We start from the raw sequence: 23515 nt of genomic DNA on the forward strand, positions 1-23515 counted from the left end.
CCCGACGCCGGCCTGGGGCTCCGGAGCGCTCCGGAGCCCCGGCGGGCCCGGGGCTCCGGGAGCGGGCTGTGGACCAGCCGATCCGAGTGCTCAGCCCGGGAAGGCCGGCACCCGGATCCCGGCGACCACCACGGACCAGGTGCTCCCGGTCGCCGCGCGGGAGAGCAGCTCACCGTCGGAGGTCGCCACGTAGACGGACCGCAGCCCCTTCCCAGCAGAGATCCACACGGTGTCGTCCACGCCGGACAACGCCGCCGACCGACCCGACAGCGGCACCTCGTAGACCGTGGCGATGCCGGAGGACACCCCGCGGGCCAGCACCCCGACGGTCGACTCGTCCACCCACACCACCTGCGTGGCCGCAGGCACCGAGGCGCCGATGGCCAAGGCCTCGTCGGACAGGCGCACCGGGACGTCGGAGTCGTCGCGGACGATCGCCGCGACGTCGATCCGGCTCTGCCCGGCCAGGCTGGACACGACCGCGATCCGCGCGCCGTCGTGGGAGACGCGGATGGACTCCAGAGTCCGTCCGCTCAACCAGTCGGCGGCGATGGTGACCTGCACCCCTGTCTCGGTCACCGCGCGCAGCCCGTCGTCGGCCACCCGGTCACCGGTCCACACCCAGCCGAAGCGGTCGATCGACGGTGCGACCAGGTCCGTGCCGGTGACCAGCGTCGCCGCGTCGGAGACCGGGGTGGGTGCGGTGAGGATGGCGGAGCTCCCCGAGCGCAGCACGACGAGGTCTGCGGCGTCGTCGGTCGCGAGCGCCGTCGGGTCCAGGCCGGTCAGGGCCCGGAAGGTGGCCACGGGTGTGGCACCGTCGGCGCCGAGCTGACTGATCTGATCGCCGGCGAGCACCAGCGGCGCGATGAGGGAGGGTGACGGGTCACGGATCGGGTTGACCGAGGTCGGTATGGACAGCGGGAGGGAGTTGGCGAAGATCACGACCGAGCGCACCCGAGGGATCTTCATGAGCACCGCGCTGAGCTGAGCCTGGAGCAGGGCACGGTCGGCGTCGGAGGCAGCCAGCACCTCCTTGGTGAGGTCGATCCTGGCCACACCGCTGTCGTCGATGGTCACCGAGTCCAGCAGCAGGCGGGTGCCCCCGGGGGCCACCACCGCGACGGAGTCACGCAGCCACGGTGACGGCCCGGCCAACACGGCGTTGACGGCGTGGGTGGCGGTGTTGATCTTGGAGTACCACCGGACCTCGGGGACGAGGAAGGCCCCGTCCTGGGACGGGAAGTACAGCGTCGTCGCCCGGTAGACGAGCTGGAAGTTGGGGTCGGAGACGAAGATGCCGTCCTCGGTCGTGGCGATCCGCCACTCCCCCGCCGCCGACTTCTCCAGGGTGAAGGTGAGGTCTTGGACCGTGCCCTGCGCGGCCTCGGTGAACCGGCCGTCGGCGTCCAGCGTGGCGACCACGGACACCCTGCTGAGGATGGACACGGAGGTCGCCGACTCCGGGGTGTCGGTCGTGGGCTCGGGGACGGGCGGCGCGGAGGGCTCGGGCACGGCGTCGCCCGGCTCGGCGTCGGCGGCCGGCGCGATACCGGGACCGGGTCCCGCAACGGTGTCGATGTCGGTGACGGAGTCGGAGTCGGAGTCGGTCTCTGGCTCCGTCTGGGCGTCGCTCTCCGTCTCGGTGGCCGGTGCTGGTTCCTCAGCGGTGACGGACTGGGTGAAGTTGGCCTCCCCGGAGTAGACGATGGTCCGCACGGACGGGTCCCACGCCTGCGCCCCGCGCGGGGTGAGGAACTCTCGGGCCGTGGCCCAGTCGTCGTTGAGACCGACCGGCTGCGCGCTGAGGAAGCCCTGCACGATCTCCGCCGGGCTGGCGCCCGGAGCCGGGCCGTAGGACTGGGGGAAGATCGGCCCCAGCTCGCTGACGGTGACGTCGCGGCGTTCGACCGGGCCGCTGCTGGGGATGGTCGCGCAGGCGGTCAGGGCACCGACGAGAATACCGACACCGACCACCCGGGCGAGCGCGCGGCGGGCGATCCGCGCGGCGGCTCCACGAGACGGGATGGCATGGCGCACTGAGCTCACCGGTTTCCCTCCTTCAGGTCGTGGCGGGAGTCGTCTGTGCCAGCGCCAGCGCCAGCGTCACTGGCTCCGGATGCGTCGAAGCCGTCGATGTCCGGCAGGCTCGACGGACCCGCCGCCTGGGGCTCGCGGGCGTCGAGGTCTCTCACATCATCTGTCGTCAAGGGCTCCAGGTCGATGGGAGAGCCCGTCAGGACGATGCCCGCCCGCCGTGGGAGGGTCAGGCGGAAGGCCGCGCCCAGGCCGGGGCGGCCCCACACCTCGAGCCAGCCGCCGTGCAGCAGGGCGTCCTCGAGCGAGATGGCCAGTCCCAGACCGGTGCCGCCGGACGTCCGCGCACGCGCCGGGTCCGCACGCCAGAACCGGTCGAAGACGTGACTCACCTGCTCCTTGTCCATCCCGATGCCGTAGTCGCGCACGTGCACCGCGACCGCCGTCTCGTTGGCGGCCACGCGGACCTCGACCGGGCCGCTCTCGGCGTACTCGACCGCGTTGACCAGCAGGTTGCGCACCACCCGCTCGACGCGGCGCCGGTCGATGTCCGCGGTGGCGCGTTCGTCGTCGAACAGCACCGACAGCCACACGCCCTTGTGCGCCGCCAACGACGTCGCCTGGTCTACCGCGGAGCTGACGACGTCGCGCAGGTCCAGGGACTCCGCGTCCAGGACGGCCGCACCCGCGTCGAAGCGGCTGATCTCCAGGAGGTCGGCGAGCAGGTCCTCGAACCGGTCCAGCTGGGTGAAGAGGAGCTCCGCGGAGCGCTTGACCACGGGATCGAAGTCCTCACGGCTCTCGTAGATCATCTCGCTGGCCATGCGCACCGTCGTCAGCGGGGTGCGCAGCTCGTGGGAGACGTCAGAGACGAACCGGCGCTGCACGGTCGAGAGCGCGTCGAGGCGCTGGATCTGGTCCTGCAGGCTCGTCGCCATCTCGTTGAAGGAGCGGCCGAGGGTCGCGATCTCGTCCTGCCCCTTGACCACGAGGCGCTCGTCGAGGTGACCGTCGGCCAGCCGCTCAGCCACCTGCGCGGCCTGCTGGACCGGCCGGACCACCTGGCGGGCCAGGGTCCACGTGCTCACCGCGAGGAAGGTGATGAGCACGACCCCGGCGATCCCCAGCACCCGCTGCATGAAGCTCAGAGTCTGCTGCTCGGGTGCGAAGGAGTAGAGGAAGTAGAGCTCGAAGGTCCCCGCCACCGGGACCTCGAGGGTGGTGCCGACCATGACACCCGGGACGGTGGAGCTTCCTTGCGCGAGAGGGATAGCCACGGACTGCCACTGCTGCCCTTCACCCTCCGCCGTCGCCTCGCGCAGGCTCGGGGAGATGAGGGAGCTCAGCTGCGGTGCGGTCGAGATGTCGAGCACGCCGACCGGGGTGGTGTTGGACTCGCTGCGGAGGAGGAACACCTCGCGGCCGCCCGAGCCGCCCGCCTGCAGCGCCGGGACCATGTCGTTGAGCAGCTGCTGGACCTGAGGTGCGGTCGAGGCGGTCGTCGAGGACAACGTGGCCTGGGCCTGGACGGCGGAGCGGGTGCTCTCGGTGAGCACCTGGTCGATGCGCTGGTCGAAGAGGCCGTCGCGGATCGTGCCGGACAGGTAGGCGCTGAGCACCATGACCGCCACCACGCCGATGGCCAGCGCGGTGGAGGTCACCCGCAGCTGGATGGATGACCGCCAGGTGCGGACCCAGGACTGCGCCCAGGTCCGCACCGCGCGAAGGCCTCGCCGGACGGCCAGGGCCACCCGGCGCGCACGCCGTCTCATGGTTGCGCTGCGCCCGCCTTGTATCCGACGCCGCGCACCGTCAGCACGATCTCCGGGACCTCCGGGTCGTGCTCGATCTTTGACCGCAACCGCTGGACGTGGACGTTGACCAGCCGGGTGTCGGCAGCGTGCCGGTAGCCCCAGACCTTCTCCAGCAGTACCTCGCGGGAGAACACCTGCCAGGGCTTGCGGGCCAGGGCGACAAGAAGGTCGAACTCCAAGGGGGTCAGCGAGATGGCCGCGCCGTCTCGGGTGACCCGGTGGCCGGTGACGTCGATCTCGAGGTCGCCGATGGACAGCCGCTCGGGAGCAGGTTCGTCCGTGCGGCGCAGGCGCGCGCGGATCCGCGCGACGAGCTCCTTGGGCTTGAAGGGCTTGGAGATGTAGTCGTCCGCTCCGGACTCCAGCCCGAGCACGATGTCGACCGTGTCGCTCTTGGCGGTGAGCATGATGATCGGTACGCCGGACTCCGCACGGATCTGACGGCACACCTCTGTGCCGTCCTTGCCCGGGAGCATGAGGTCGAGCAGGACGATGTCCGGAGCTGAGCTCCGGAAGATTCCGATCGCCGAGTCACCGTCTGCGCAGAACACCGGATCGAAGCCCTCCGACTTGAGGACCAGTCCGATCATCTCTGCGAGCGCAGTGTCGTCGTCAACCACCAGCACACGTGACTTCATGTCGTCATCTTGCCATCTCCCCCTCACGCCTCGGGTCGTGGCACGATGGGCACGCCGGATGATCTTCCGATGCAGGTCAGCATGTCCCCGACACAAGAGGTCAGCACCCATGACGACGCCCGACGACGCGCCAGAGCCACGACCTGCGCCGTTCGCCCCTCCGGGGGGAGGTGTGCCGTCCGAGGACGCCACGCCGACGCCCGACGTCGCGCCCCCTGCCGCACCGGCAGACCCGGGTGCTGCGGGTGCACCGGGCGGATGGGGCCAGCCGACCGGGTCCGTCGGCTACGGCCAGCCGAAGTACGGCCAGTACGCCCCTGGCGGCGGGCCTGCGCCCGTCGCGGGCCAGCCGGCAGCGAACCCGCAGTATGGGCAGCCGCAGTATGGGCAGCCCGGCTACGGGCAGCCGGGCTACGGTCCGCAGTACGGCCAGCCGGGGTACGGGCAACCGGGGTACGGCCCGCAGCACGGCCAGCCCGGCTACGGCCAGCCGCAGTACGGCGGACCGCAGTACGGCCAGCCGCAGTACGGCGGACCAGCCGGGTTCGGCGGGCAGGGTTGGCGCCCGATGGCCGCCAAACCGGGCATCATCCCGTTGCGACCGCTGAGCCTGGGTGAGCTCTACGACGGCGCCTTCGCGGCCATCCGCACCAACCCCAAGGTCATGCTCGGCGTCGTCGGCCTGGTCATCTCGGTGGCCACGATCATCCCGGCGCTCCTCAGCTACCTGCTGTCCCCCTCGACCAACCGGTGGTTGGACGACTGGGTCGGTGACGTGGACCCGAACGGCGAGCTGGGCCTGACCAACGTCGGTGGGCAGCTCTCCCAGTCCGTCTTCATCAGCATCGGGGTGTACCTGGCCACCATCATCACCACCGGTCTGCTCATCGTGGCGATCTCTCGCGCGGTGATCAACAAGCCGTTCAGCGTCTCCGACCTGTGGCAGCAGGTGCGCGGCAAGCTCCTCGGACTCATCGCGATCTCGCTGCTGCCGGCGATCGGGGTCCTCGTCGTCTCCGCCGTCTTCGGTCTGCTGGCCTTCGGCGCGGCCCAGGCAGGCATGGACGGGCTGGCCGTGATCGCCCTGCTGGTGCTCATGGCAGCGGTCATCGTCGTCGCGATCTGGCTGACGGTGCGGTTCCTGCTCACCTCGGCGGCCTACGTCCTGGAGGGCCAGCGTCTGGGTGCCTCCATCCGCCGCGGGTGGCTGCTCAGCCGGGGCAGCTTCTGGCGACTCTTCGGCATCTACCTGCTCTCCTCGATCATCACCTCGATCGTCTCGGGCCTGGTGGCACTGCCTGGGTCGCTCATCGCGGAGATCTTCTACCCTGGTGACTACGCGTCGCACCTGGGCGGCGTCGCGATCATCGTCGTGACGCAGATCCTCGCCTCCACGATCTCCACCACCTTCCTGTCCTCGGTCATCGCGCTGCTCTACATCGACGTGCGGATGCGGCGTGAGGGCCTGGACGTCGAGCTGGCAGCCGCGGCAGAGGCGGTGTGAGCAGCTCTGCGACCGCCGCCCTCGTGCTCGCCTCCGTGACGGCGGCGAGCGCGAGGTGCGAGGTGCCGGTGACCCCCGACGCCCCGACGGCACGCGAGTGGCTCCAGGACGAGCTGACCAACCCGATCTACCATCAGGGCCCCTCGCTGCTCGAGCGGTTCCTCATGTGGCTCCAGGAGACCTTCGCCGGGACCTCGGCCCTCGGCCTCTCCGGTGCGTGGGTCGCGGCCGTGCTCGTCGTGGTCATCGTCGTGATCTCGGCTGTGGCGCTGTACGTGTCCGGTCCCCTGCGACGCACCCGGCGTGCGCACCACGCGCCCGTGCTCGGCCTGGACGACACCCGCACCGCAGACGACCTGCTCGCCGCCGCTGCCCAGGCAGCCTCCCGCGGCGACTACACGGCCGCGACCCTGGACGCCTTCCGCGCGCTCGCCCGGCGCAGCGAGGAGCGGGCGATCCTCGATCCCGCCCCCGGGCGCACGGCGCACGAGGCCGCCGTGACCATCGGCCTGCGGCTGCCCTCCCTCGCTCCCACCCTGGCCGGGGCAGCCAGCGCCTTCGACGCGATCTACTACGGCAAGCGTCCGGCCGACGCCGCCAGCTACGAGCAGATGCGGACCCTGGAGGCGACTGCCGCAGCCACCCGCCCCGCCCCGCTGCCCTCCGCCGCGATGGTGCGCTCATGAGCCCCCGCGACGCGGCACCGGACCTGGCGCCCCCGCCGGTCTCCCCGGCCCCGGCCCCGGCCGAGCCGCGTTCTGCCGCCTCGTCCACCACGACCACCTCGGTCTCTGCCGCCACCACCACCGTCCGCGGCGACGGCACGACGACCGCCTCCCGGTTCAGGGCGCGCCTGCGCTCCTGGCGCTGGCCGGCAGCCGCGCTGGTAGCGACCCTGCTGGCCGGCGCGGTGCTGGTGTCGCTGACGACCCAGACGTCCACCGTGCGATTCGCCCCCGACAACCCCTCCGACGACGGTGGCATGGCCCTCGCCCAGGTCCTCGGGGACCGCGGCGTGGAGGTGGTGCACACGACCTCGGTCGCCGAGGCGATCGGGGCGAGCGGACCGGGATCCACCCTCCTCGTCGCCAACGACTACGGCATGGCCGAGGACGTGGCGCGCTCCCTGCTGGAGACCGGTGCCGAGGTGGTGCTCGTGGCCCCCGGCGCGGATCTTCTCGCCGCCGCGACCTCGCAGGTCACCCACGCCGGCACCACCTCGGCGGGCGCCGCCACCGCCCAGTGCACCGATCCCGACGCCGTGGCAGCCGCAGAGATCACGAGCTACGGGTCCGGCTTCCGCCTGAGCGAGGACTCCACCTCTGCGACGCTGTGCTTCCTGCAGCCCACCGCCGCCGGCCCGCCGGTCGGTCACTACGCCGTCGCTCCCCTGGACGGCGCCGCCGACGGGCAGACCGTGCGGGCCCTCGACGACGCGACGGCCCTGACCAACGGCTCGATCACCGAGACTGGCAACGCCGCTCTCGGGCTGCGCATGCTCGGCCAGACCGACCGCCTGGTGTGGTTGCTTCCCGAGCAGCCGCCGGTCGGCGACGAGCCCCCCGGCCTGGCCGGCATGCTGCCCCCGTGGGCCGGTGCGGTCGGCGCCCAGCTGCTGCTGCTCGTCCTGGTCACCGCGCTGTGGCGGGGACGACGCCTGGGGCCGCTGGTCACCGAGGACCTGCCCGTCGTCGTGCAGGCCTCCGAGGCCACGCGTGGTCGCGGGCGGCTCTACCGGCGCTCGCGCGCCTACGGCCATGCCGGTGCCGCGCTGCGCGCCCGGTCCGCCGACCGCATGGCCCAGCGCCTGGGCGTGCCACGATCTGCCGGGGCGGACGCCGTCGTCGACGCCGTCGCCCGGGCCAGCGGCCGACCTGCCCAGCAGGTCGGTGCGCTGCTGTACGGCCCACCACCCTCCGGCGACGTCGAGCTGACGCGTCTGGCCACCGATCTCGACCAGTTGGAGAGCGAGGTTCACCGCGCGTGAGCACATCTGAATCCACCAGCCCTGTCCCCGGTGCCTCTGCCGGGGCCCTGCACCAGCCGGCACCCACCTCGGCCGGCGCGCCCCGCGCCGACCTGCGCGCCGCTCTGGCGGGCGTGCGCACCGAGGTCGCCAAGGGCGTCGTCGGGCAGGACGCCGCGGTGACGAGCCTGCTCATCGCACTGCTGTGCCGCGGGCACGTGCTGCTCGAGGGCGTGCCCGGGGTCGCCAAGACGCTGCTCGTACGGACCCTCGCCGCGAGCCTGGCGCTGGACACCAAACGGGTGCAGTTCACCCCGGACCTCATGCCTGGAGACATCACCGGGTCCCTCGTCTACGACGCGCGGACCTCGGAGTTCAGCTTCCGCGAGGGCCCCGTCTTCACCAACCTGCTGCTCGCCGACGAGATCAACCGCACGCCCCCCAAGACCCAGGCCTCGCTGCTGGAGGCGATGGAGGAGCGTCAGGTGAGCGTGGACGGCACCCCCCGCCCGCTGCCCGACCCGTTCCTGGTCATCGCCACCCAGAACCCCGTCGAGTACGAGGGCACCTACCCGCTGCCGGAGGCCCAGCTCGACCGGTTCCTGCTCAAGGTGCTGCTCCCGCTGCCCGAGCGCGACCAGGAGATCGAGGTCATCGCCCGGCACGCGGCCGGCTTCAACCCGCGCGACCTGGGCGCGGCCGGGGTGCGTCCCGTCGCCACCGTCGCCGACCTGGAGCAGGCCCGGGCCGAGGTCGCCCAGGTGCAGGTCTCCCGGGAGGTGCTCGGCTACATCGTCGACGTCTGCCGGGCCACGCGGCACTCCCCCTCCCTGTCCCTGGGTGTGTCCCCGCGTGGTGCGACCGCGCTGCTGGCGACCTCGCGCGCGTGGGCATGGCTGTCCGGACGCACCTTTGTCACCCCCGATGACGTCAAGGCGCTCGCGCACCCCACGCTGCGGCACCGGGTGCAGCTGCGCCCCGAGGCCGAGCTCGAGGGCGTCAGCGCCGAGGGCGTCCTCAACACCGTGCTCGCCTCCGTCCCCGTCCCCCGCTGAGCGGCCTGGCTGTCCCATGGTCCTCACCTGGCGCGCGGTGGTGCTCACCGCGCTCGGCATCGTCCCGGTCCTGCTGTCCGGTGACCTGGGGATGGTCCTCGTGTGGACCGTCGCCGTCGCGGTCGTCGCCGGCGGCGACGCGCTGCTCGCCGCGTCGCCGCGCCTCCTCGCGATCCAGCGGACCGTGCCCCGCACGGTCCGCCTGACCGAGCGCGCCCAGTCAGTGCTCGTGGTCACCAACGAGTCGCGGCGCACCGTCACCGGTCTGGTGCGCGACGCGTGGGTGCCCTCGGCCGGGGCGCTCGCCAACCGGCACCGGGTGTCCATCCCGCCGGGTGAGTCCCGGCGCCTGACCACCGAGCTGGTGCCCACGCGCCGGGGGGACCGCCGCGCTGACCGGGTCACCGTGCGGACTCTCGGGCCGCTCGGTGTCGCCGGGCGTCAGGCGTCCATCCCCGTCCCGGGTGTGCTGCGGGTGCTGCCGGAGTTCGCCGCCCGCAAGCACCTGCCCAGCCGGCTCGCCCGGTTGCGCGAGCTCGACGGCCAGGCCGCGGTGCAGATCCGCGGGGAGGGGACCGAGTTCGACTCCTTGCGCGAGTACGTCATCGGCGACGATGTCCGGTCCATCGACTGGCGGGCCTCGGCCCGGCGCACCGAGATGGTGGTGCGGACCTGGCGTCCCGAGCGTGACCGCCGGGTGCTCATCGTCGTGGACACCGCCCGGACCTCCGCGGCGCGGATCGGGGACGAGCCTCGCCTGGACGCGAGCATCGAGGCCGCGCTGCTGCTGGGCGCGCTGGCCGCCAAGGCCGGGGACCGCGTCGAGCTCATCGCCTTCGACCGGACGCTGCGTGCCCGGGTCGCTGGTGCGGCCGGGCCACGGCTGCTGCCAGCTCTCGCCGACGCGATGGCTCCCCTCGAACCAGCGCTGCTGGAGACGGACTGGCCCGCCCTCGTGGGACTGGTCCGTGAGCGCCTGTCCCAGCGCGCCCTCGTGGTGCTGCTGTCCACCGCGGAGCCGGCGGCCTTGGAGACCGGGTTGCTGCCCGTGGTCGAGCAGCTGAGCTCGGTGCACCAGGTGGTGCTGGCCTCGGTGGCCGACCCGGACGAGGCCGAGCTGGCCGCGCAACGCGAGACGGCGTCGGAGGTCTTCGACGCGGCGGCGGCCGCCCGTACCGAGCTCGAGCGGATTGCGGCGACAATGGTGCTGAGCCGTCGTGGAGTCGAGGTCGTCTCGGCACTGCCGGACGATCTCGCGCCGCGGCTGGCTGACATGTATCTCTCACTCAAAGCCGCAGGAAGGCTCTAATGCGTCCCACGATCCAGCGAACCCCGTCCCGTGAACGCCGCAACCGCCGGATCGCGCTCTTCGTGATCATCGCGATGGTGCTGGCTGTCGTGGCCCCGGTCCTCTTCCTCCTCCTGACCGCCTGACCCCCTGCCCGTCCACCGCCCCTCGCTCCACCCATGAACCCCTCGCCCACCTCGTGAACCGTTCGCCGAACTCGTGAACCGTTCGTCGAACTCGTGCACCAGGGCCCGCTGCGCTGCCATCCGCCGACCGGACTCACGAGTTCGCGGGCTGGGTCACGAGCTCGAGGGGTGACTCACGAGCTCGGGGGCTCACGAGCTCGGGGGGCACGAGTGCCGGGCGGGTCAGGGACGAGGGCGGTGGGTCATGCCGCGACCGGGCGGGTGGCGCCGGCGAGGTCGGCGTCGAGATCTCCGGTCTCGCCCTCGGCGACGGCGCGGCGGCCCAGCACGATGACGTAGACCCAGAAGGCCGCGAGCGCGAGGGCTCCGATGACGATCTTGAGCCACCACGGCAGGTCCGAGCCGGTGACGAACCCCTCGATGAGACCTGACACCGCGAGGGTCAGGACGAGCCCGCCGGCCACGGTGAACAGGGCACGGCCGTCCTCGGCCAGGGCGCGAGAGCGCGGGCGCGGACCGGGGTCGACGAGGGTCCAGAAGATCTTCAGCCCGGCCGCGCCGGCCACGAAGATCGAGGTCAGCTCGAGCAGCCCGTGCGGGGCGATGAGCTTGAGGAACATCCCGAGCTCCCCGTAGTGGGCCATCATCCCGCCGATAGCCCCCACGCTCACCGCGTTCTGCACGAGCACGAACACCGGCCAGATGCCCGAGATGCCGAAGGCGACGCACTGCGCGGCGATCCAGGCGTTGTTGGTCCACACCACCGCGGCGAAGCCGGCGCCGGGGTCGTAGTAGGAGGCGAAGGCGTTGGTGACGTACTCCTCGCGGAAGCTCGGCGGCCCGACGGCGGCCAGGCCCTGCGGCGTCGTGGCCACCCACACCCCGGCGATCACCGCCAGGACCACGCACCCCAGCGTCACGGCGTTGATCCACCAGCGCAGCCGGAACAGAGCCGCAGGCAGTGACACCAGCAGATAGCGCTGGACGTCGCGCCAGGCGGGCTCGTGGGCCCCCGCGATGGTCGTGCGGGCGCGGTTGAGGGTCTGGGAGAGCTGGGAGATGAGCACCGGGTCCGGGGCGGAGGACCGGATGGTCGACAGGTGGGTCGCCACAGCCTGGTAGAGGCGGACGAGCTCGTCGGCCTCCGCGCCGCTGATCCGGCGCCGCGTGCTCAGCTCTTTCAGGCGCGCCCACTCGTGGGAATGCACGTCTGCGAAGGCGTCGAGGTCCACGGACGATACCCTGCCATAGAACGTCGGTCCGCGGCGTGCACATCGAGGGCTTGGAGGGTCGCATGGACGACGGCGTCGTCATCGGCGAAGGCGTCATCATCGATGCGCGCCCGGCATCCTTCGCCACCCGCATGCTCGGGTCGGCGCTGGACATCACGGTGCAGGTCGTGGTGCTCGTCGCGCTGCTGCTCCTGGTGACCGGCAGCTTCGACGTGAGCGGGGAGAACGTGGCCCCCGCGGTCATCATCGCGGTGATGGTCCTGGTCATGGTCGTCATCCCCACGACCGTGGAGACCCTGACCCGGGGGCGGTCCCTGGGCAAGCTCGCGACCGGCATCCGCATCGTGCGCGACGACGCGGGCCCGGTGCGGCTGCGTCACTCCTTCATCCGCGCCCTGGTGGGCGTCGGGGAGCTGTGGCTGACGGCGGGCACCGTGGCCCTCTTCGCCTCGTTGACCAACACCAAGGGCAAGCGGGTGGGCGACATGCTCGCCGGCACGTACGCGATCCGGGTCCGGGGCGGCGGCACCGCCTCCGTCCCGGTGGTCATGCCCCCTCCGCTGGCAGCGTGGGCGGCCGCGGCGGACATGCGGCGTCTGCCTGACGGTCTGGCGCTGGCCACCCGGCAGTTCCTCGCCCGGGCACCGCGGATGCACGCCGCGTCGCGGGTGCGGGTGGGTCGCGACCTGGCCGGGCGGCTCGAGCAGTTCATCGCCCCGGGACCGCCGCCGGGCACCCCGACCGAGATGTTCCTCATGGCGGTGCTCGCCGAACGGCGCACCCGTGAGTGGTACGCCGCCCAGCGTGCCCGCGCCGTCGCGCAGGAGCAGTCGGAGATGGTCCGCCGCCTGCCGTACAGCATCCCCGACCCCACCACCTGAGCGGATCGCTCCCCGCGCACGGGCGGGCGAGCGGGACGCGGGTGGACGACCCGGCCCGGTCCGGCTCAGGCGTTGAGCATCCGCAGCACCGCGAGGACGCGTCGGTGGTCGCCGGCGTCCTGGGGCAGGTCGAGCTTGGTGAAGATGGACGAGACGTTCTTCTCCACCGCCCCGTAGGACAGCACGAGGAGCTCGGCGATCGCGGAGTTCGACCGTCCCTGGGCCATGAGCTCGAGCACCTGGCGCTCGCGCGGGCTGAGCCGGGCGAGGCCGTCGTCGTCGTGCGCTGCGCCCATGAGCTGGGTGACCACCTCGGGGTCGAGCACGGTGTGACCGGCGGCGATGCGCTCGAGGGCGTCGAGGAAGTCTGAGACGTCGGCGACCCGGTCCTTGAGCAGGTACCCCACCCCGCGGGCGTCCCCGGTGAGCAGTTGGGCCGCGAAGCGGGTCTCCACGTACTGGGAGAACAGCAGCACGCCTTGGCTCGGGTCCTGCGCCCGGATGGTCAGGGCTGCGTGCAGTCCCTCGTCGGTGAAGGTCGGCGGCATCCGGATGTCGATGATGACCACGTCGGGGCGGCGCTCGGGCGCCAGCGCAGCGAGCTCCGCGCACAGCGCCTCACCGTCACCGACCGCGCCGACGACGTCGTGCCCGCGCCTGGTGAGCAGGGCGACGAGACCGTCGCGCAGGATGACCGAGTCCTCGGCAATGAGCAGTCGCATGGGGTCCTCTCGACGCTAGACGTGCATAGGAAGGGTGATGGTCACCAGTGTGGGGCCACCGGCCGGGCTGGAGATGACAAAGCCCCCGTCGACCGACCCGACCCGCTCGGCGAGTCCGGCCAGGCCGGAGTGGTGACCGTCGACGTCGGGCACGAGGATCACGGCGCCGCCGATGCCGTCGTCGCTCACCCGCAGGGACAGCGCGCCCTCGCGCGCCTCGACCACGATGTACATGCCGGTGGCGTTGGCGTGCTTGATGGTGTTGGTGAGCAGCTCGGTGACGCAGAAGTAGGCGATGGTCTCGATCGCCTCGGCCGGGCGCGGGGCGGGTGGGCCGGGCAGGTCGATGTCCACGGTGACCGGCAGCGGGCTGCGCGCGGCGAGGGTCTCCAGCGCCACCGCGAGGCCGTTGTCCAGCGCCGGGGGGTGGATGCCCCGCGCGAGCTCACGCAGCTCGACGAGGGTGTCCTTGGTGGCGGCATGGGCGTCGGCGATGAGCTGGGTGAGCTCGGGCCCCGCCTCGCTGGCGACCGCCTGCTCCTTCGCCTCGCCGAGCTGCATGGCGATGGCCACCAGGCGGGCCTGGGTGCCGTCGTGCAGGTCTCGCTCGATCCGGCGCAGGGTCGAGTCGGCGTCCTCCACGGCGCGGCCGCGGGACTGCTCCAGGCGCGCCACGCGCAGGCTCGCGGAGGTCGGCCCGAGCAGCGCGCTGGCCAGCATGCGATGCAGGTGCGCGACGCCGCGGACCACCGCGGTGCCCACGAAGAGCAGGAACAGTCCGACCAGGGCCATCCCGAGGTTGCGCAGCGGGGTGTCGATGAAGACGCCCTCGACGATCTGGGAGCCGTTGTGCAGGAGGCCGTCCGCACCCTCCTGGGTGGGCAGGTAGCGTCCCCAGGCCCAGTGCGTCATCGCGCCGAGGGGCACTGCGATGAACGTCACCGCAACGGCGAAGGTGACCAGCGACAGCGGGAACTGGATGACCATGTAGGCGATCGCTCGCCACCCCGCGCCGTCGGAGATCATCGACCACACCGCACCCCAGAATCCGGGACGCCGGCGGAAGGGGGTGGGGCTGTCGATCGGTGACCGGAGAAGTCCGCGGGCCAGCCCGCGGTCGATGCCGGTCATGCCCCGCGCGCCCACCACCATGATGGCCAGGACCCCGGTGCCGCCGACCACCGTGATGAGGAGACCGACGGTGAGGGAGATCATCATGACGAAGTACACGAGGCCGACGAGCGACCAGGGCAGCGCCAGGACGATGTAGCCGAACTCGCGCCACGACCGGGTCGCGAAGGGACCGCGCCAGAAGCCGACCCGCTCCAACGGCGGGACCGCTGCGCCGGCCGGGGTGGACGGACCCACCGGGGCGGCGGAGCCCGCTGGGCTGGCCGCGCTGGCTGCGCTGGGCTCGGTGCTCGTCAACATGGCATCCATCGTCGAGGGTGCGGGGCTGTCCGGTCTACGGGGTCGCGCGTCGCGTGACCAGGGGAATCCCCGCCCGAGGGCGAGGACAGGTCAGACGCCGCCGCCCGTCGTCTCGTCCTGGCAGGACGAGACGACGGGCGGGGCGGCGGCTGGAGAGCCGGGTGGGCTCAGTAGCGGTAGTGCTCGGCCTTGTACGGTCCGGCCGGGTCGATGCCCAGGTAGTCGGCCTGGGACGGGGTGAGGGTCGTCATGCGCACGCCCAGGGCGTCCAGGTGCAGGCGGGCGACCTTCTCGTCGAGGACCTTCGGCAGACGGTGCACCGCGACGGGGTACTCCTCGTCGGTGCCAGCCTTGGTGAAGACCTCGATCTGCCCGATCACCTGGTTGGCGAAGGAGTTGCTCATGACGAAGGACGGGTGGCCGGTCGCGTTGCCGAGGTTGAGCAGACGCCCCTCCGACAGCACGATGATCGAGCGCCCGGGGTTCTCCCCCTCGGTGAAGGTCCACTCGTGGACCTGCGGCTTGATCTCGGTGCGGGTGACGCCGGGGACCTGGGCCAGGCCGGCCATGTCGATCTCGTTGTCGAAGTGACCGATGTTGCCGACGATGGCCTTGTTCTTCATCGCCGACAGGTGCGCGGCGGTGATGACATCCTTGTTGCCGGTCGTGGTGATGAAGAAGTCGGCCTCGTCGAGCACGTCCTCGATGCGGGCGACCTGGTAGCCGTCCATCGCCGCCTGCAGGGCGCAGATCGGGTCGATCTCGGAGACGATGACACGCGCGCCCTGGCCGCGCAGCGCCTCCGCGGCGCCCTTGCCGACGTCGCCGTAGCCGGCCACGAAGGCCACCTTGCCGCCCATGAGCACGTCGGTGGCACGGTTGATGCCGTCGGGCAGGGAGTGGCGGATGCCGTACTTGTTGTCGAACTTGCTCTTGGTGACCGAGTCGTTGACGTTGATCGCGGGGAACAGGAGTTGGCCCGCCTCGGCGAGCTGGTACAGGCGGTGGACGCCGGTGGTGGTCTCCTCGGTGACGCCGAGGATGTTCTCCCCGATCGTGGTCCAGCGCAGCGGGTCCTCCTGGAGCACGCGACGCAGCAGCGCGTGCACCACGTTGGCCTCCTCGGAGTGGTCAGGCTCCCCGGGGACCGTGTCGGGCGGGACAGCGCCCACGCGCTCGTAGGCGAGACCGTTGTGCACCAGGAGGGTGGCGTCGCCGCCGTCGTCGAGGATCATGTTGGGGCCGGCGTACTCGCCGTCCTCGTCCTGGGGCCAGAGCAGGATCTGCTCGGTGCACTCCCAGTACTCCTCGAGGGACTCGCCCTTCCAGGCGAAGACCGGCACGCCGGCGGGGGCCTCGGGGGTGCCGTCGACGCCCACGACGACCGCCGCGGCAGCCTCGTCCTGGGTGGAGAAGATGTTGCAGGAGGCCCAGCGCACCTTCGCGCCCAGGGCGGTGAGGGTCTCGATGAGCACTGCGGTCTGCACGGTCATGTGGATGGACCCGGCGATGCGGGCACCGGCCAGCGGCTGGGCCTCGCCGTACTCGGCGCGCAGCGCCATGAGTCCGGGCATCTCGTGCTCGGCGAGACGGATCTGGTGGCGTCCCGCCTCCGCGAGGGAGAGGTCGCGGACCTTGTAGTGGCCGGGGGACTCGCTGAAGCTGGACGTCGACATGGTGCTCCGAGATTGGCGCGGTTGGGGTCACCTCAGCCTACTCGGGCAGGCCAGCGCGGGTAAGGGTGTCCGGTCGTCGGTCGGGGGCGGGGTCTGACGGGCCGACGGCGGGCCGACGGCGGGCCGACGACGCGGGGTGCAGCCGGGTTATTTCATGACCTCGCTCACATTCTTGCCGTGACCGGAAACACATTCTTACCGGCCCGGTCGCTCCTTTTCTCCTCGCCACCACGTTATTGATCACGAATGGGTAACAATTCAATTACTGGCAAAATCGCTGGTAGACAGCGCCGTTGCAGGTAAAGACTTGGCCTCGTTGACACCCTGTTTCGCCTCACGCCGGTAGAAATTCGGGCTGCAATGAGGCATGGTGGACAAGACCGATCATGGAAACGATCGGCCTGCGAGAAGTCGTCAGAGTCGTGTGAGCCGTGTGGGCATTACCCACGCCAGGCCCGATCTCCGACGCTCAGCGGCGCAGCAGCCAGTCTGCTGCGCGTCGCCTCATGAGGTGACCACCGCACCCCCAGGTGCGGGTCGTGACGCTTCGCAGGCCGCACCGTGCCCCCCGCCTGGGGCTGGCACGGACACGCGAACGGGGAACCAGTGACAGCAGGACCGCAGCGCGCCGACGAGCGCGCACAGCTTGACGCAGCATCCGCAGGATCCGCAGCAGTCGTGGAGGACGTGCCCGCAGCAGCGGGCGTCGACCGTGACAGCGCGACCGCCGCGAACGGTGCCGTCGGCACCGACGGCACCACGTCGGTCGTCGTCCAGGTCGACAACGTCTACAAGGTCTTCGGTCGCCGGCCGAACGAGGCCGTCCGCCAGCTCAAGCAGGGCGCGGGCCGCGACGCGGTCAAGCACCTCGGCACAGCGGCAGTCATCGACGCCAGCTTCGCGGTTGGCCGTGGCGAGATCTTCGTCATCATGGGCCTGTCGGGATCAGGGAAGTCCACGCTCATCCGCATGCTCAACGGGCTGTGGAAGCCGACCTCTGGCAGCGTCCAGATCGGCGGCGCCGACCTGAGCAAGGTCTCCACCAAGGAGCTGCGCGCCATCCGCCAGCGCAGCGTGAGCATGGTCTTCCAGCACTTCGCGCTGCTCCCGCACCGCACGGTGCGAGACAACGCCGCCTACCCCCTGGAGATCCAGGGCATGGCCAAGGCCGAGCGTCTCGCCAAGGCGCAGACCGCCCTCGACCTCGTGGGCCTGGCCGGCTGGGAAGACCACCTGCCCTCTCAGCTCTCCGGTGGGATGCGTCAGCGCGTGGGCCTGGCCCGTGCCCTGGCCGCGGACACCGAGGTGCTGCTCATGGACGAGGCCTTCTCCGCCCTCGACCCGCTCATCCGGCGTGAGATGCAGGAGCAGCTCGTCGAGATCCAGCACAAGCTGGGCAAGACCATCATCTTCATCACCCACGACCTCAACGAGGCCATGTTCCTCGGTGACCGCATCGCCGTCATGCGCGACGGTGAGATCGTGCAGATCGGGACGAGCGAAGAGATCCTCTCCGACCCGGCCAACGACTACGTGGCGCAGTTCGTCGCCGACGTCGACCGCACCCGGGTGCTCACCGCAGCCTCGCTCATGAACAGGCCTGCTGCCGTGGTGCCCCTCTCCGCCGGTCCGCGTGGCGCCTCGCGCACCATGCGCGACGCGCAGGTGTCGGCCGCCTACGTCGTGGACCGCTCGCGCCGTCTGCGCGGCGTCGTCTACGACTCCGAGGTGGTCGCCGCCCTGCGCGCTGGCACCACCTCCCTCGAAAGCCTGGTGCGCGACGACGTCACCGCCGTCACGCAGGACACCTCGCTCTCAGAGATCTTCGCCCCGGCTGCGGAGTCTCCGCTGCCGGTGCCCGTGACCGACGCCGACGGCCGCCTCGTGGGGGTCATCCCCCGCGTCGTGCTGCTCGAGGCGATGGTTCCCCCGCAGCTCGAAGAGACCTCCTCCGAGGGCACTGAGGACACCGTGGACTCCAAGGAGTCCGTGGACTCTGTCGAGCCCGCCCTCGGACTGCACCTCGCCGCGCCGACGGACGACCCGCGACCGCTCGAGACCGCAGACCCGACACCCCCGGCCGACCCGACCGAGCCGACGACAGGAGCACGCCCGTGATCACCGCAGCAGCCACCACATCAGGCCTGCCCCGCATCGCCCTCGGCGACTGGGTCGAGTCCTTCATCGACTGGGTGACGGCGACCTTCGGGTGGTTCTTCGACCAGCTCAAGACCATCCTCGTGTGGTGCTACGACCAGATCGACGTCGTCCTGTCGAGCCCGCCCTTCTGGGTCGTGGCGCTCGTGCTGGCGGCCCTGGCCTTCTGGGCCAAGGGCTGGAAGCTGGGCCTCGGCACCCTCGTCGGCTTCGTCGTCATCGACGTCGTCGGTCAGTGGACCAACGCGATGGACACCCTCGCCCTCGTCATCCTCGCCAGCGTCATCGCGCTGGCCATCGGGATCCCGCTGGGCATCTGGGCTGCGCGCAACGACGTGGTCTCGTCCGTCCTGCGGCCGATCCTCGACTTCATGCAGACGATGCCAGCCTTCGTCTACCTCATCCCCATGGTGGTCATCTTCCTCACCGGTGTGGTCCCCGGGATCGTCGCGACGGTGATCTTCGCCCTCGCCCCGGGCGTCCGCTTCACCGAGCTGGGCATCCGCGGCGTCGACAAGGAGGTGGTCGAGGCCGGCCACGCCTTCGGTGCCACCGACGGACGCATCATGCGCCAGATCCAGCTCCCGCTGGCGATGCCGACCATCATGGCCGGCGTCAACCAGGTCATCATGCTCTCGCTCTCCATGGTGGTCATGGCTGGCTTGGTCGGCGCGCCCGGCCTGGGCCGTGACGTCATCGCCTCGCTCCAGCGCGTCAACATCTCGCTCGGCTTCGAAGCCGGCCTGTCCGTCGTCGTCCTGGCGATGTTCCTCGACCGCGTGACGTCTGCCCTGGCAGCGCGCGCCCCCGTCTCCAAGGCGCTCTCAGCGGCCTCGGTCTGACCAGGCAGCAGCAGCCCTGACGCACAGCGTCAGGGCCGCTGCCTCCCGGTTCTTCGCACCACCCCCAACCCCGCGGCGGCAGGTCAACCGGACCCGTCGCCTTCAGGAAGGAACCCATGTTCAACCGCACCACCGCCCGCACCAGCATCGTCGCTGCCTCCCTCGCGCTGGCACTCGGCGTCGCAGGCTGCTCCAGCACTGACTCCAGCGAGGGATCGACGTCGTCGAAGGGCGCCACCGTCGCCAACGGCGACCAGTCCACGGTCTCCATCGGGGTCCACTCGGGCTGGGACGAGGGCATCGCGGTCTCCCACCTGTTCAAGGTCATCCTTGAGGAGGAGGGCTACACGGTCGAGACGACCGAGGCCGACGCCGGGATCGTCTACACCGGTCTGACCGGGGGCGACTTCGACATCAACTTCGACATGTGGCTGCCCGTCACCCACGCCCAGTACCTGGAGACCTACGGTGACGAGATGGAGCAGCTCGGCGCCTGGTACGACAATGCCAAGCTGACCATCGCGGTCAACGAGGACTCCCCCGCGACGTCGCTGGCCGACCTCGCCGCCAATGCCGACGCCTATGGCAACCGCCTCGTGGGCATCGAGGCCGGTGCCGGTCTGACGAGCATCACCGAGGACAAGGTCGTGCCGACCTATGGCCTGGAGGACATGGACTACCTCATCTCCTCGACCCCGGCGATGCTCGCCGAGCTCAAGGGTGCGACCGCCGCGGGCAACAACATCGCTGTGACCCTGTGGCGTCCGCACTGGGCCTACGACGAGTTCCCCGTCCGCGACCTCGAGGACCCTGAGGGTGCGCTCGGCGAGGCCGAGGAGATCAACTCGGTCGGCCGTCTCGGCTTCACCGAGGACTTCCCGACCCTCTCCTCGTGGGTCTCCGCCTTCACCCTCACCGACGAGCAGCTGTTCTCCCTCGAGAACATCATGTTCAACGAGAACGACGGCGCGGACAACGACGCCTCGGCTCGCACGTGGCTGGACCAGAACCCGACCTTCGTCGACGATCTGAAGGCTGCTGCGACCGCGTGACCCTTCCCGGCACAGCCGGGAGCACGACGGCCTCAGTGCCGGATGCACGACGACGGCCGATCCCCGAGGGGGTCGGCCGTCGTCGTGCATCGGGGCGTCGGGTGTGCGCTAGTGGTCACGCCCCGGCGCAGCACTCACGCGCACATCCCGGTCACGCAGGTCCGGCTCGAGGTAGATGCGCGTGGCGATGGGTACAGCGGCACGCACCCGTGCCTCGGCCGCGTCGATCGCGTCAGCGATCTCGGGGGCACCGCTGCGCACGTCGACCTCGATCTTCGCGGCCACGAGGAGCTCCTCGGGGCCGAGGTGGAGGGTCTTGACGTGGATGACCGACGGGACGCCGGGGCCGACCAGGGCCGCCTCGATCGCCGCGACGTCCTCCTTCGTGGCCGACTCCCCCAGCAGCAGCGACTTGGTCTCCAGCGCCAGGACGATCGCGATGAGCACGAGCAGGATGCCGATGCACGCGGTGCCCGCGGCGTCCCAGCGGCCGTCACCGGTGATGAGGGTCAAGCCCACCCCGAACAGCGCGAGGACCAGACCGATGAGCGCGCCGAGGTCTTCCAGCAGCACCACGGGCAGCTCAGGGGCCTTGGCCGTGCGGACGAACTGCACCCAGGTCTTCTTGCCGCGCACCGCGTTCGACTCGTGGATCGCTGTGCGGAAGGAGTAGCTCTCCATGGCGATCGCCGCGACGAGGACGACGACCGGGACCCACTTCCACGCATCGATCGGGTGCGGGTCGTGGAACTTGTGATACGCCTCGTACAGGGCGAACAGACCACCGACGGTGAACAGCACGATGGAGACGATGAAGGCGTAGATGTAGCGTTCGCGGCCGTAGCCGAAGGGGTGCTTCTCATCCGCGCCGCGCCGGGCCTTCTTGCCGCCGAGCAGCAGCAGGGCCTGGTTGCCGGAGTCTGCCAGGGAGTGCACCGATTCCGCCAGCATCGACGAGGAGGCGGTGAGCAGGAAGGCCACGAACTTCGTCACGGCGATGCCGAGGTTCGCCGCCAGGGCCGCGATGATCGCTTTGGTTCCGCCGTGCGTGGACATGGAGCTCCCGGTCGTTCGAGGTCTGACGCGGTCGGTGGTACCGCGGCGACAGACTACACGCGCCCGGGAGCGCCGGCCGGCCAGAGCCGGCGGGCGTCGTCCACCAGGAGCACCGGGATGCCCTCCCGCACGGGGTAGGCCAGCGGGTCGACCTCAGCGGTGGAGTGCAGCTCTGCCTGCCCGTCCGGACCGACGCCGTCGACCAGGGTGGCTCCGCTCACCGGGCAGCGCAAGATCTCGCGTACCCACGGGTCCAGCGGGAAGGTCCCCGCGTGGCTGCCTGCCGTGCTGCCCGACGACGTGCGCTGGCTCATGAGTGTGTCTCGCCTTCTGTGGTCCGTGAGGGGGTGGCCGCCGAGGCGGCTGGTGTGCGGGTGGTCGCAGCGGCTGCGACCACCGTGGTCGTGGTGGCGGTCATGGCTGGGTCTCCTCGCGGACGAGGGAGAGCACGTCGTCGCGGACCTTGACCATGATGTCCTCGTCAGCCGCCTCGACGCTCAGGCGGACCACCGAGCCGGTGGTGCGCAGACTGAACCACCACTGCGGGTGGTCGTCCCAGTGGGACACGGTGAGCCCGTCGAGCTCGTCGACGGTGACGTCGCCGGCGCCGCGACGGGTGACATAGGCGTCCACGACCCGATCGCGGGCCGCCGCCGTGTCGGTGACCGTGGAGCTGATCTCGCCGCTGGAGGTGTACGGCTCGTACACCTCGGCGAGGGCGGACAGCGGGTGCGGCTGACCGCCGAGGGTGGCGATCACGTGCAGCGCGGCGAGCATCCCGGACTGGGCGTAGAAGAAGTCACGGAAGACGTAGCCCCCGCTGTGCTCCCCGCCGAAGACCGCGTGGTGGGCGCGCATCTGGGCGGAGACGGCAGAGCGACCGACCCGCGTGCGCACGGTCTGCGCGCCGGCCGCGGACATGAGGTCCGGCAGCGCCGCTGAGGTCACGGCGTCGTGCACGACGGTGGCTGGACGGCCCTCCGCCTGCTCGCGCACCACCTCGCGCAGCCCGATGAGGGCCATGATCGCTGACGGGCTCACGAGGGCTCCGCGCTCGTCGACCACGATGCAGCGGCCCGCGTCGACGTCGAAGGACAGCCCGAGGTCCGCGCCGTGGGCGAGCACCGCCGCCTGCAGGTCCACCAGGCCCGGCGCGAGCGGCGGGTCGGTGTCGGGGTCGGTGTCCAGGCTCTGGTCGCCGGCCTGGTCCCAGGTTGCCAGGGGCGCCGAGCCGTCGTGGTCGAAGAACAACGCGACGAGGTCGAGGGAGAGGTCAGGCTCGTCGCCCGCCTGCAGCACGGCGGGCACGGTGCGCCCCGCCATGCCGTGACCGGCGTCGACGACGACGGTGAGCGGGCGAATGGCCGACAGGTCGACGAGGTCACGCACGAAGCTCGCGTAGTCGGTGAGCACGTCCCGCTCGGTGCGCTGGCCCAGCTGGGTGGCCGGGCCGGGCATCCCGTAGGTGAGGTACTGCTCGGCGAGCTCACGGACCCGGTCCAGGCCGCTGTCGGAGTCGACCAGCCGCGCACCGGCACGTCGCAGGGTGAGCCCGTTGCGCTCGGCGGCCTCGCCGTCCGCGGCGATCATCACCGCGGGCACCTCGAGCACGCCGCTGGCGTAGGTCACCTCGTCGCTCGAGCAGGGTCCGAGGGCCAGGACGTCGACGCCGGCGCTGGTGAGCCCCTGCGAGAAGGCCGCGGCCAGCTCCGGTCCCGAGCTGCGCACGTCCCAGCCCAGGACCACCACGGGGCGGGGTCGGGTGGCTGTCGTGGCGGCGATGTCTGTGGGGGTGGCCTGTGCGTCTGCGTCCACGGGGCCGTCGAGCTCGGCGGGGGTCTGGTCGTCGCCGGACTCGGGGAGCACCACGACCGTGGCGAAGGCTGCTGCGACGGCGGCGGCAACCTGCGGGCTGAGCGGGTCGGGGACTGCTCCGCGCACGTCGTCGGAGGTGAAGAGGTCCGCGAGGTCCACGGGGTCCACGGGGTCCGGGGCACCAGGTTCCATGGTCGGCATGG

Annotated in this window: 20 protein-coding genes; 10 read left to right on the forward strand and 10 right to left on the reverse strand. The window is 71.2% G+C overall.

What is annotated here, in order from left to right:
* Nucleotides 1–90: 90 nt before the first annotated feature.
* The 3 genes from SS2_RS13610 to mtrA are packed head-to-tail and all read right to left on the reverse strand — an operon-like array spanning nucleotide 91 to nucleotide 4489.
* Entirely contained in the window at nucleotides 91–2049 is a 1959-nt protein-coding gene (locus tag SS2_RS13610; protein WP_066465050.1) for an LpqB family beta-propeller domain-containing protein, read from the reverse strand.
* Nucleotides 2046–3809 (reverse strand): MtrAB system histidine kinase MtrB, encoded by a 1764-nt coding sequence (gene mtrB, locus SS2_RS13615; protein WP_083942244.1) that lies wholly within the window; start codon nucleotides 3807–3809, stop codon nucleotides 2046–2048. Before mtrB ends, SS2_RS13610 begins: the two co-directional genes overlap by 4 nt.
* A complete protein-coding gene (gene mtrA, locus SS2_RS13620) occupies nucleotides 3806–4489 on the reverse strand; it encodes an MtrAB system response regulator MtrA (RefSeq protein ID WP_066465052.1) in 684 nt (227 codons plus the stop codon). The genes mtrB and mtrA overlap by 4 nt, the downstream gene beginning before the upstream one ends.
* A gap of 109 nt (nucleotides 4490–4598) precedes the next feature.
* Between mtrA and SS2_RS13625 the strand changes: the two genes are divergently transcribed.
* Genes SS2_RS13625 through SS2_RS18155 form a run of 6 tightly spaced genes read left to right on the forward strand, consistent with a single transcriptional unit; the run spans nucleotide 4599 to nucleotide 10448 of the window.
* Nucleotides 4599–5993 (forward strand): hypothetical protein, encoded by a 1395-nt coding sequence (locus tag SS2_RS13625; RefSeq protein WP_157607345.1) that lies wholly within the window; start codon nucleotides 4599–4601, stop codon nucleotides 5991–5993.
* Nucleotides 5990–6679, forward strand: coding sequence for a DUF4129 domain-containing protein (locus SS2_RS13630; RefSeq protein WP_083942245.1), 690 nt, complete (start codon nucleotides 5990–5992; stop codon nucleotides 6677–6679). Before SS2_RS13625 ends, SS2_RS13630 begins: the two co-directional genes overlap by 4 nt.
* Nucleotides 6676–7980 (forward strand): DUF4350 domain-containing protein, encoded by a 1305-nt coding sequence (locus tag SS2_RS13635; RefSeq protein WP_066465056.1) that lies wholly within the window; start codon nucleotides 6676–6678, stop codon nucleotides 7978–7980. The genes SS2_RS13630 and SS2_RS13635 overlap by 4 nt, the downstream gene beginning before the upstream one ends.
* 47 nt (nucleotides 7981–8027) lie before the next feature.
* A complete protein-coding gene (locus SS2_RS13640; RefSeq protein ID WP_066465795.1) occupies nucleotides 8028–9014 on the forward strand; it encodes an AAA family ATPase in 987 nt (328 codons plus the stop codon).
* Nucleotides 9015–9030: 16 nt separating this feature from the next.
* On the forward strand, nucleotides 9031–10323 hold the full coding sequence (locus tag SS2_RS13645; RefSeq protein ID WP_066465058.1) for a DUF58 domain-containing protein: 1293 nt from the start codon (nucleotides 9031–9033) through the stop codon (nucleotides 10321–10323).
* Nucleotides 10323–10448, forward strand: coding sequence for a hypothetical protein (locus SS2_RS18155; RefSeq protein ID WP_281178690.1), 126 nt, complete (start codon nucleotides 10323–10325; stop codon nucleotides 10446–10448). Before SS2_RS13645 ends, SS2_RS18155 begins: the two co-directional genes overlap by 1 nt.
* A 242-nt stretch (nucleotides 10449–10690) precedes the next feature.
* Here the strand turns inward: SS2_RS18155 and SS2_RS13650 are convergent, their stop codons facing one another.
* Nucleotides 10691–11680: a stage II sporulation protein M gene (locus tag SS2_RS13650; protein WP_066465060.1), complete on the reverse strand. Its 990-nt coding sequence runs from the start codon at nucleotides 11678–11680 to the stop codon at nucleotides 10691–10693.
* A 62-nt stretch (nucleotides 11681–11742) separates the two neighbouring features.
* Between SS2_RS13650 and SS2_RS13655 the strand changes: the two genes are divergently transcribed.
* Complete coding sequence (locus SS2_RS13655; RefSeq protein WP_066465796.1) at nucleotides 11743–12561, forward strand: RDD family protein; 819 nt, start codon at nucleotides 11743–11745, stop codon at nucleotides 12559–12561.
* 65 nt (nucleotides 12562–12626) lie between these two features.
* On the opposite strand, the gene SS2_RS13660 is transcribed toward SS2_RS13655, so the two are convergent.
* The 3 genes from SS2_RS13660 to ahcY all read right to left on the reverse strand — a co-directional run bounded on the left by SS2_RS13660 (nucleotide 12627) and on the right by ahcY (nucleotide 16390).
* On the reverse strand, nucleotides 12627–13283 hold the full coding sequence (locus SS2_RS13660) for a response regulator (RefSeq protein ID WP_066465064.1): 657 nt from the start codon (nucleotides 13281–13283) through the stop codon (nucleotides 12627–12629).
* A gap of 15 nt (nucleotides 13284–13298) precedes the next feature.
* On the reverse strand, nucleotides 13299–14714 hold the full coding sequence (locus SS2_RS13665) for a sensor histidine kinase (RefSeq protein WP_245643580.1): 1416 nt from the start codon (nucleotides 14712–14714) through the stop codon (nucleotides 13299–13301).
* Nucleotides 14715–14881: 167 nt separating this feature from the next.
* Entirely contained in the window at nucleotides 14882–16390 is a 1509-nt protein-coding gene (gene ahcY / locus SS2_RS13670) for an adenosylhomocysteinase (protein WP_066465065.1), read from the reverse strand.
* Between the two features lie 606 nt (nucleotides 16391–16996).
* Here ahcY and SS2_RS13675 point away from each other — a divergent pair.
* The 3 genes from SS2_RS13675 to SS2_RS13685 all read left to right on the forward strand — a co-directional run bounded on the left by SS2_RS13675 (nucleotide 16997) and on the right by SS2_RS13685 (nucleotide 20441).
* The gene (locus tag SS2_RS13675) at nucleotides 16997–18508 is read left to right on the forward strand and encodes a quaternary amine ABC transporter ATP-binding protein (protein WP_245643581.1); all 1512 of its coding nucleotides are present in this window, start codon (nucleotides 16997–16999) and stop codon (nucleotides 18506–18508) included.
* Entirely contained in the window at nucleotides 18505–19389 is an 885-nt protein-coding gene (locus SS2_RS13680; RefSeq protein ID WP_066465067.1) for an ABC transporter permease, read from the forward strand. Before SS2_RS13675 ends, SS2_RS13680 begins: the two co-directional genes overlap by 4 nt.
* A gap of 116 nt (nucleotides 19390–19505) precedes the next feature.
* The gene (locus SS2_RS13685; RefSeq protein WP_066465068.1) at nucleotides 19506–20441 is read left to right on the forward strand and encodes a glycine betaine ABC transporter substrate-binding protein; all 936 of its coding nucleotides are present in this window, start codon (nucleotides 19506–19508) and stop codon (nucleotides 20439–20441) included.
* Between the two features lie 108 nt (nucleotides 20442–20549).
* On the opposite strand, the gene SS2_RS13690 is transcribed toward SS2_RS13685, so the two are convergent.
* From SS2_RS13690 to SS2_RS13700, 3 genes are all read right to left on the reverse strand, one after another.
* The gene (locus SS2_RS13690; RefSeq protein ID WP_066465070.1) at nucleotides 20550–21497 is read right to left on the reverse strand and encodes a cation diffusion facilitator family transporter; all 948 of its coding nucleotides are present in this window, start codon (nucleotides 21495–21497) and stop codon (nucleotides 20550–20552) included.
* A 53-nt stretch (nucleotides 21498–21550) separates the two neighbouring features.
* Nucleotides 21551–21811, reverse strand: a complete 261-nt coding sequence (locus tag SS2_RS13695) for a Trm112 family protein (protein WP_066465072.1) — start codon at nucleotides 21809–21811, stop codon at nucleotides 21551–21553.
* A gap of 100 nt (nucleotides 21812–21911) precedes the next feature.
* Nucleotides 21912–23513, reverse strand: coding sequence for a phosphohexomutase domain-containing protein (locus SS2_RS13700; protein ID WP_066465074.1), 1602 nt, complete (start codon nucleotides 23511–23513; stop codon nucleotides 21912–21914).
* Nucleotides 23514–23515: the final 2 nt, after the last annotated feature.

This window comes from Sanguibacter suarezii NBRC 16159, assembly GCF_001552735.1.
GTDB classification, from domain to species: Bacteria; Actinomycetota; Actinomycetes; order Actinomycetales; family Cellulomonadaceae; genus Sanguibacter; species Sanguibacter suarezii.

What these genes read in the sequence shown, in the direction of transcription:
- ahcY (WP_066465065.1), bottom strand. Translation starts at nt 16,390, where the DNA reads ATGTCGACGTCCAGCTTCAGCGAGTCCCCCGGCCACTACAAGGTCCGC.
- SS2_RS13700 (WP_066465074.1), bottom strand. Translation starts at nt 23,513, where the DNA reads ATGCCGACCATGGAACCTGGTGCCCCGGACCCCGTGGACCCCGTGGAC.
- SS2_RS13690 (WP_066465070.1), bottom strand. Translation starts at nt 21,497, where the DNA reads ATGTCCACGCACGGCGGAACCAAAGCGATCATCGCGGCCCTGGCGGCG.
- mtrB (WP_083942244.1), bottom strand. Translation starts at nt 3,809, where the DNA reads ATGAGACGGCGTGCGCGCCGGGTGGCCCTGGCCGTCCGGCGAGGCCTT.
- SS2_RS13685 (WP_066465068.1), top strand. Translation starts at nt 19,506, where the DNA reads ATGTTCAACCGCACCACCGCCCGCACCAGCATCGTCGCTGCCTCCCTC.
- SS2_RS13635 (WP_066465056.1), top strand. Translation starts at nt 6,676, where the DNA reads ATGAGCCCCCGCGACGCGGCACCGGACCTGGCGCCCCCGCCGGTCTCC.
- SS2_RS13655 (WP_066465796.1), top strand. Translation starts at nt 11,743, where the DNA reads ATGGACGACGGCGTCGTCATCGGCGAAGGCGTCATCATCGATGCGCGC.
- SS2_RS13625 (WP_157607345.1), top strand. Translation starts at nt 4,599, where the DNA reads ATGACGACGCCCGACGACGCGCCAGAGCCACGACCTGCGCCGTTCGCC.
- SS2_RS13695 (WP_066465072.1), bottom strand. Translation starts at nt 21,811, where the DNA reads ATGAGCCAGCGCACGTCGTCGGGCAGCACGGCAGGCAGCCACGCGGGG.
- SS2_RS13660 (WP_066465064.1), bottom strand. Translation starts at nt 13,283, where the DNA reads ATGCGACTGCTCATTGCCGAGGACTCGGTCATCCTGCGCGACGGTCTC.
- SS2_RS13665 (WP_245643580.1), bottom strand. Translation starts at nt 14,714, where the DNA reads ATGTTGACGAGCACCGAGCCCAGCGCAGCCAGCGCGGCCAGCCCAGCG.
- SS2_RS13645 (WP_066465058.1), top strand. Translation starts at nt 9,031, where the DNA reads ATGGTCCTCACCTGGCGCGCGGTGGTGCTCACCGCGCTCGGCATCGTC.
- mtrA (WP_066465052.1), bottom strand. Translation starts at nt 4,489, where the DNA reads ATGAAGTCACGTGTGCTGGTGGTTGACGACGACACTGCGCTCGCAGAG.
- SS2_RS18155 (WP_281178690.1), top strand. Translation starts at nt 10,323, where the DNA reads ATGCGTCCCACGATCCAGCGAACCCCGTCCCGTGAACGCCGCAACCGC.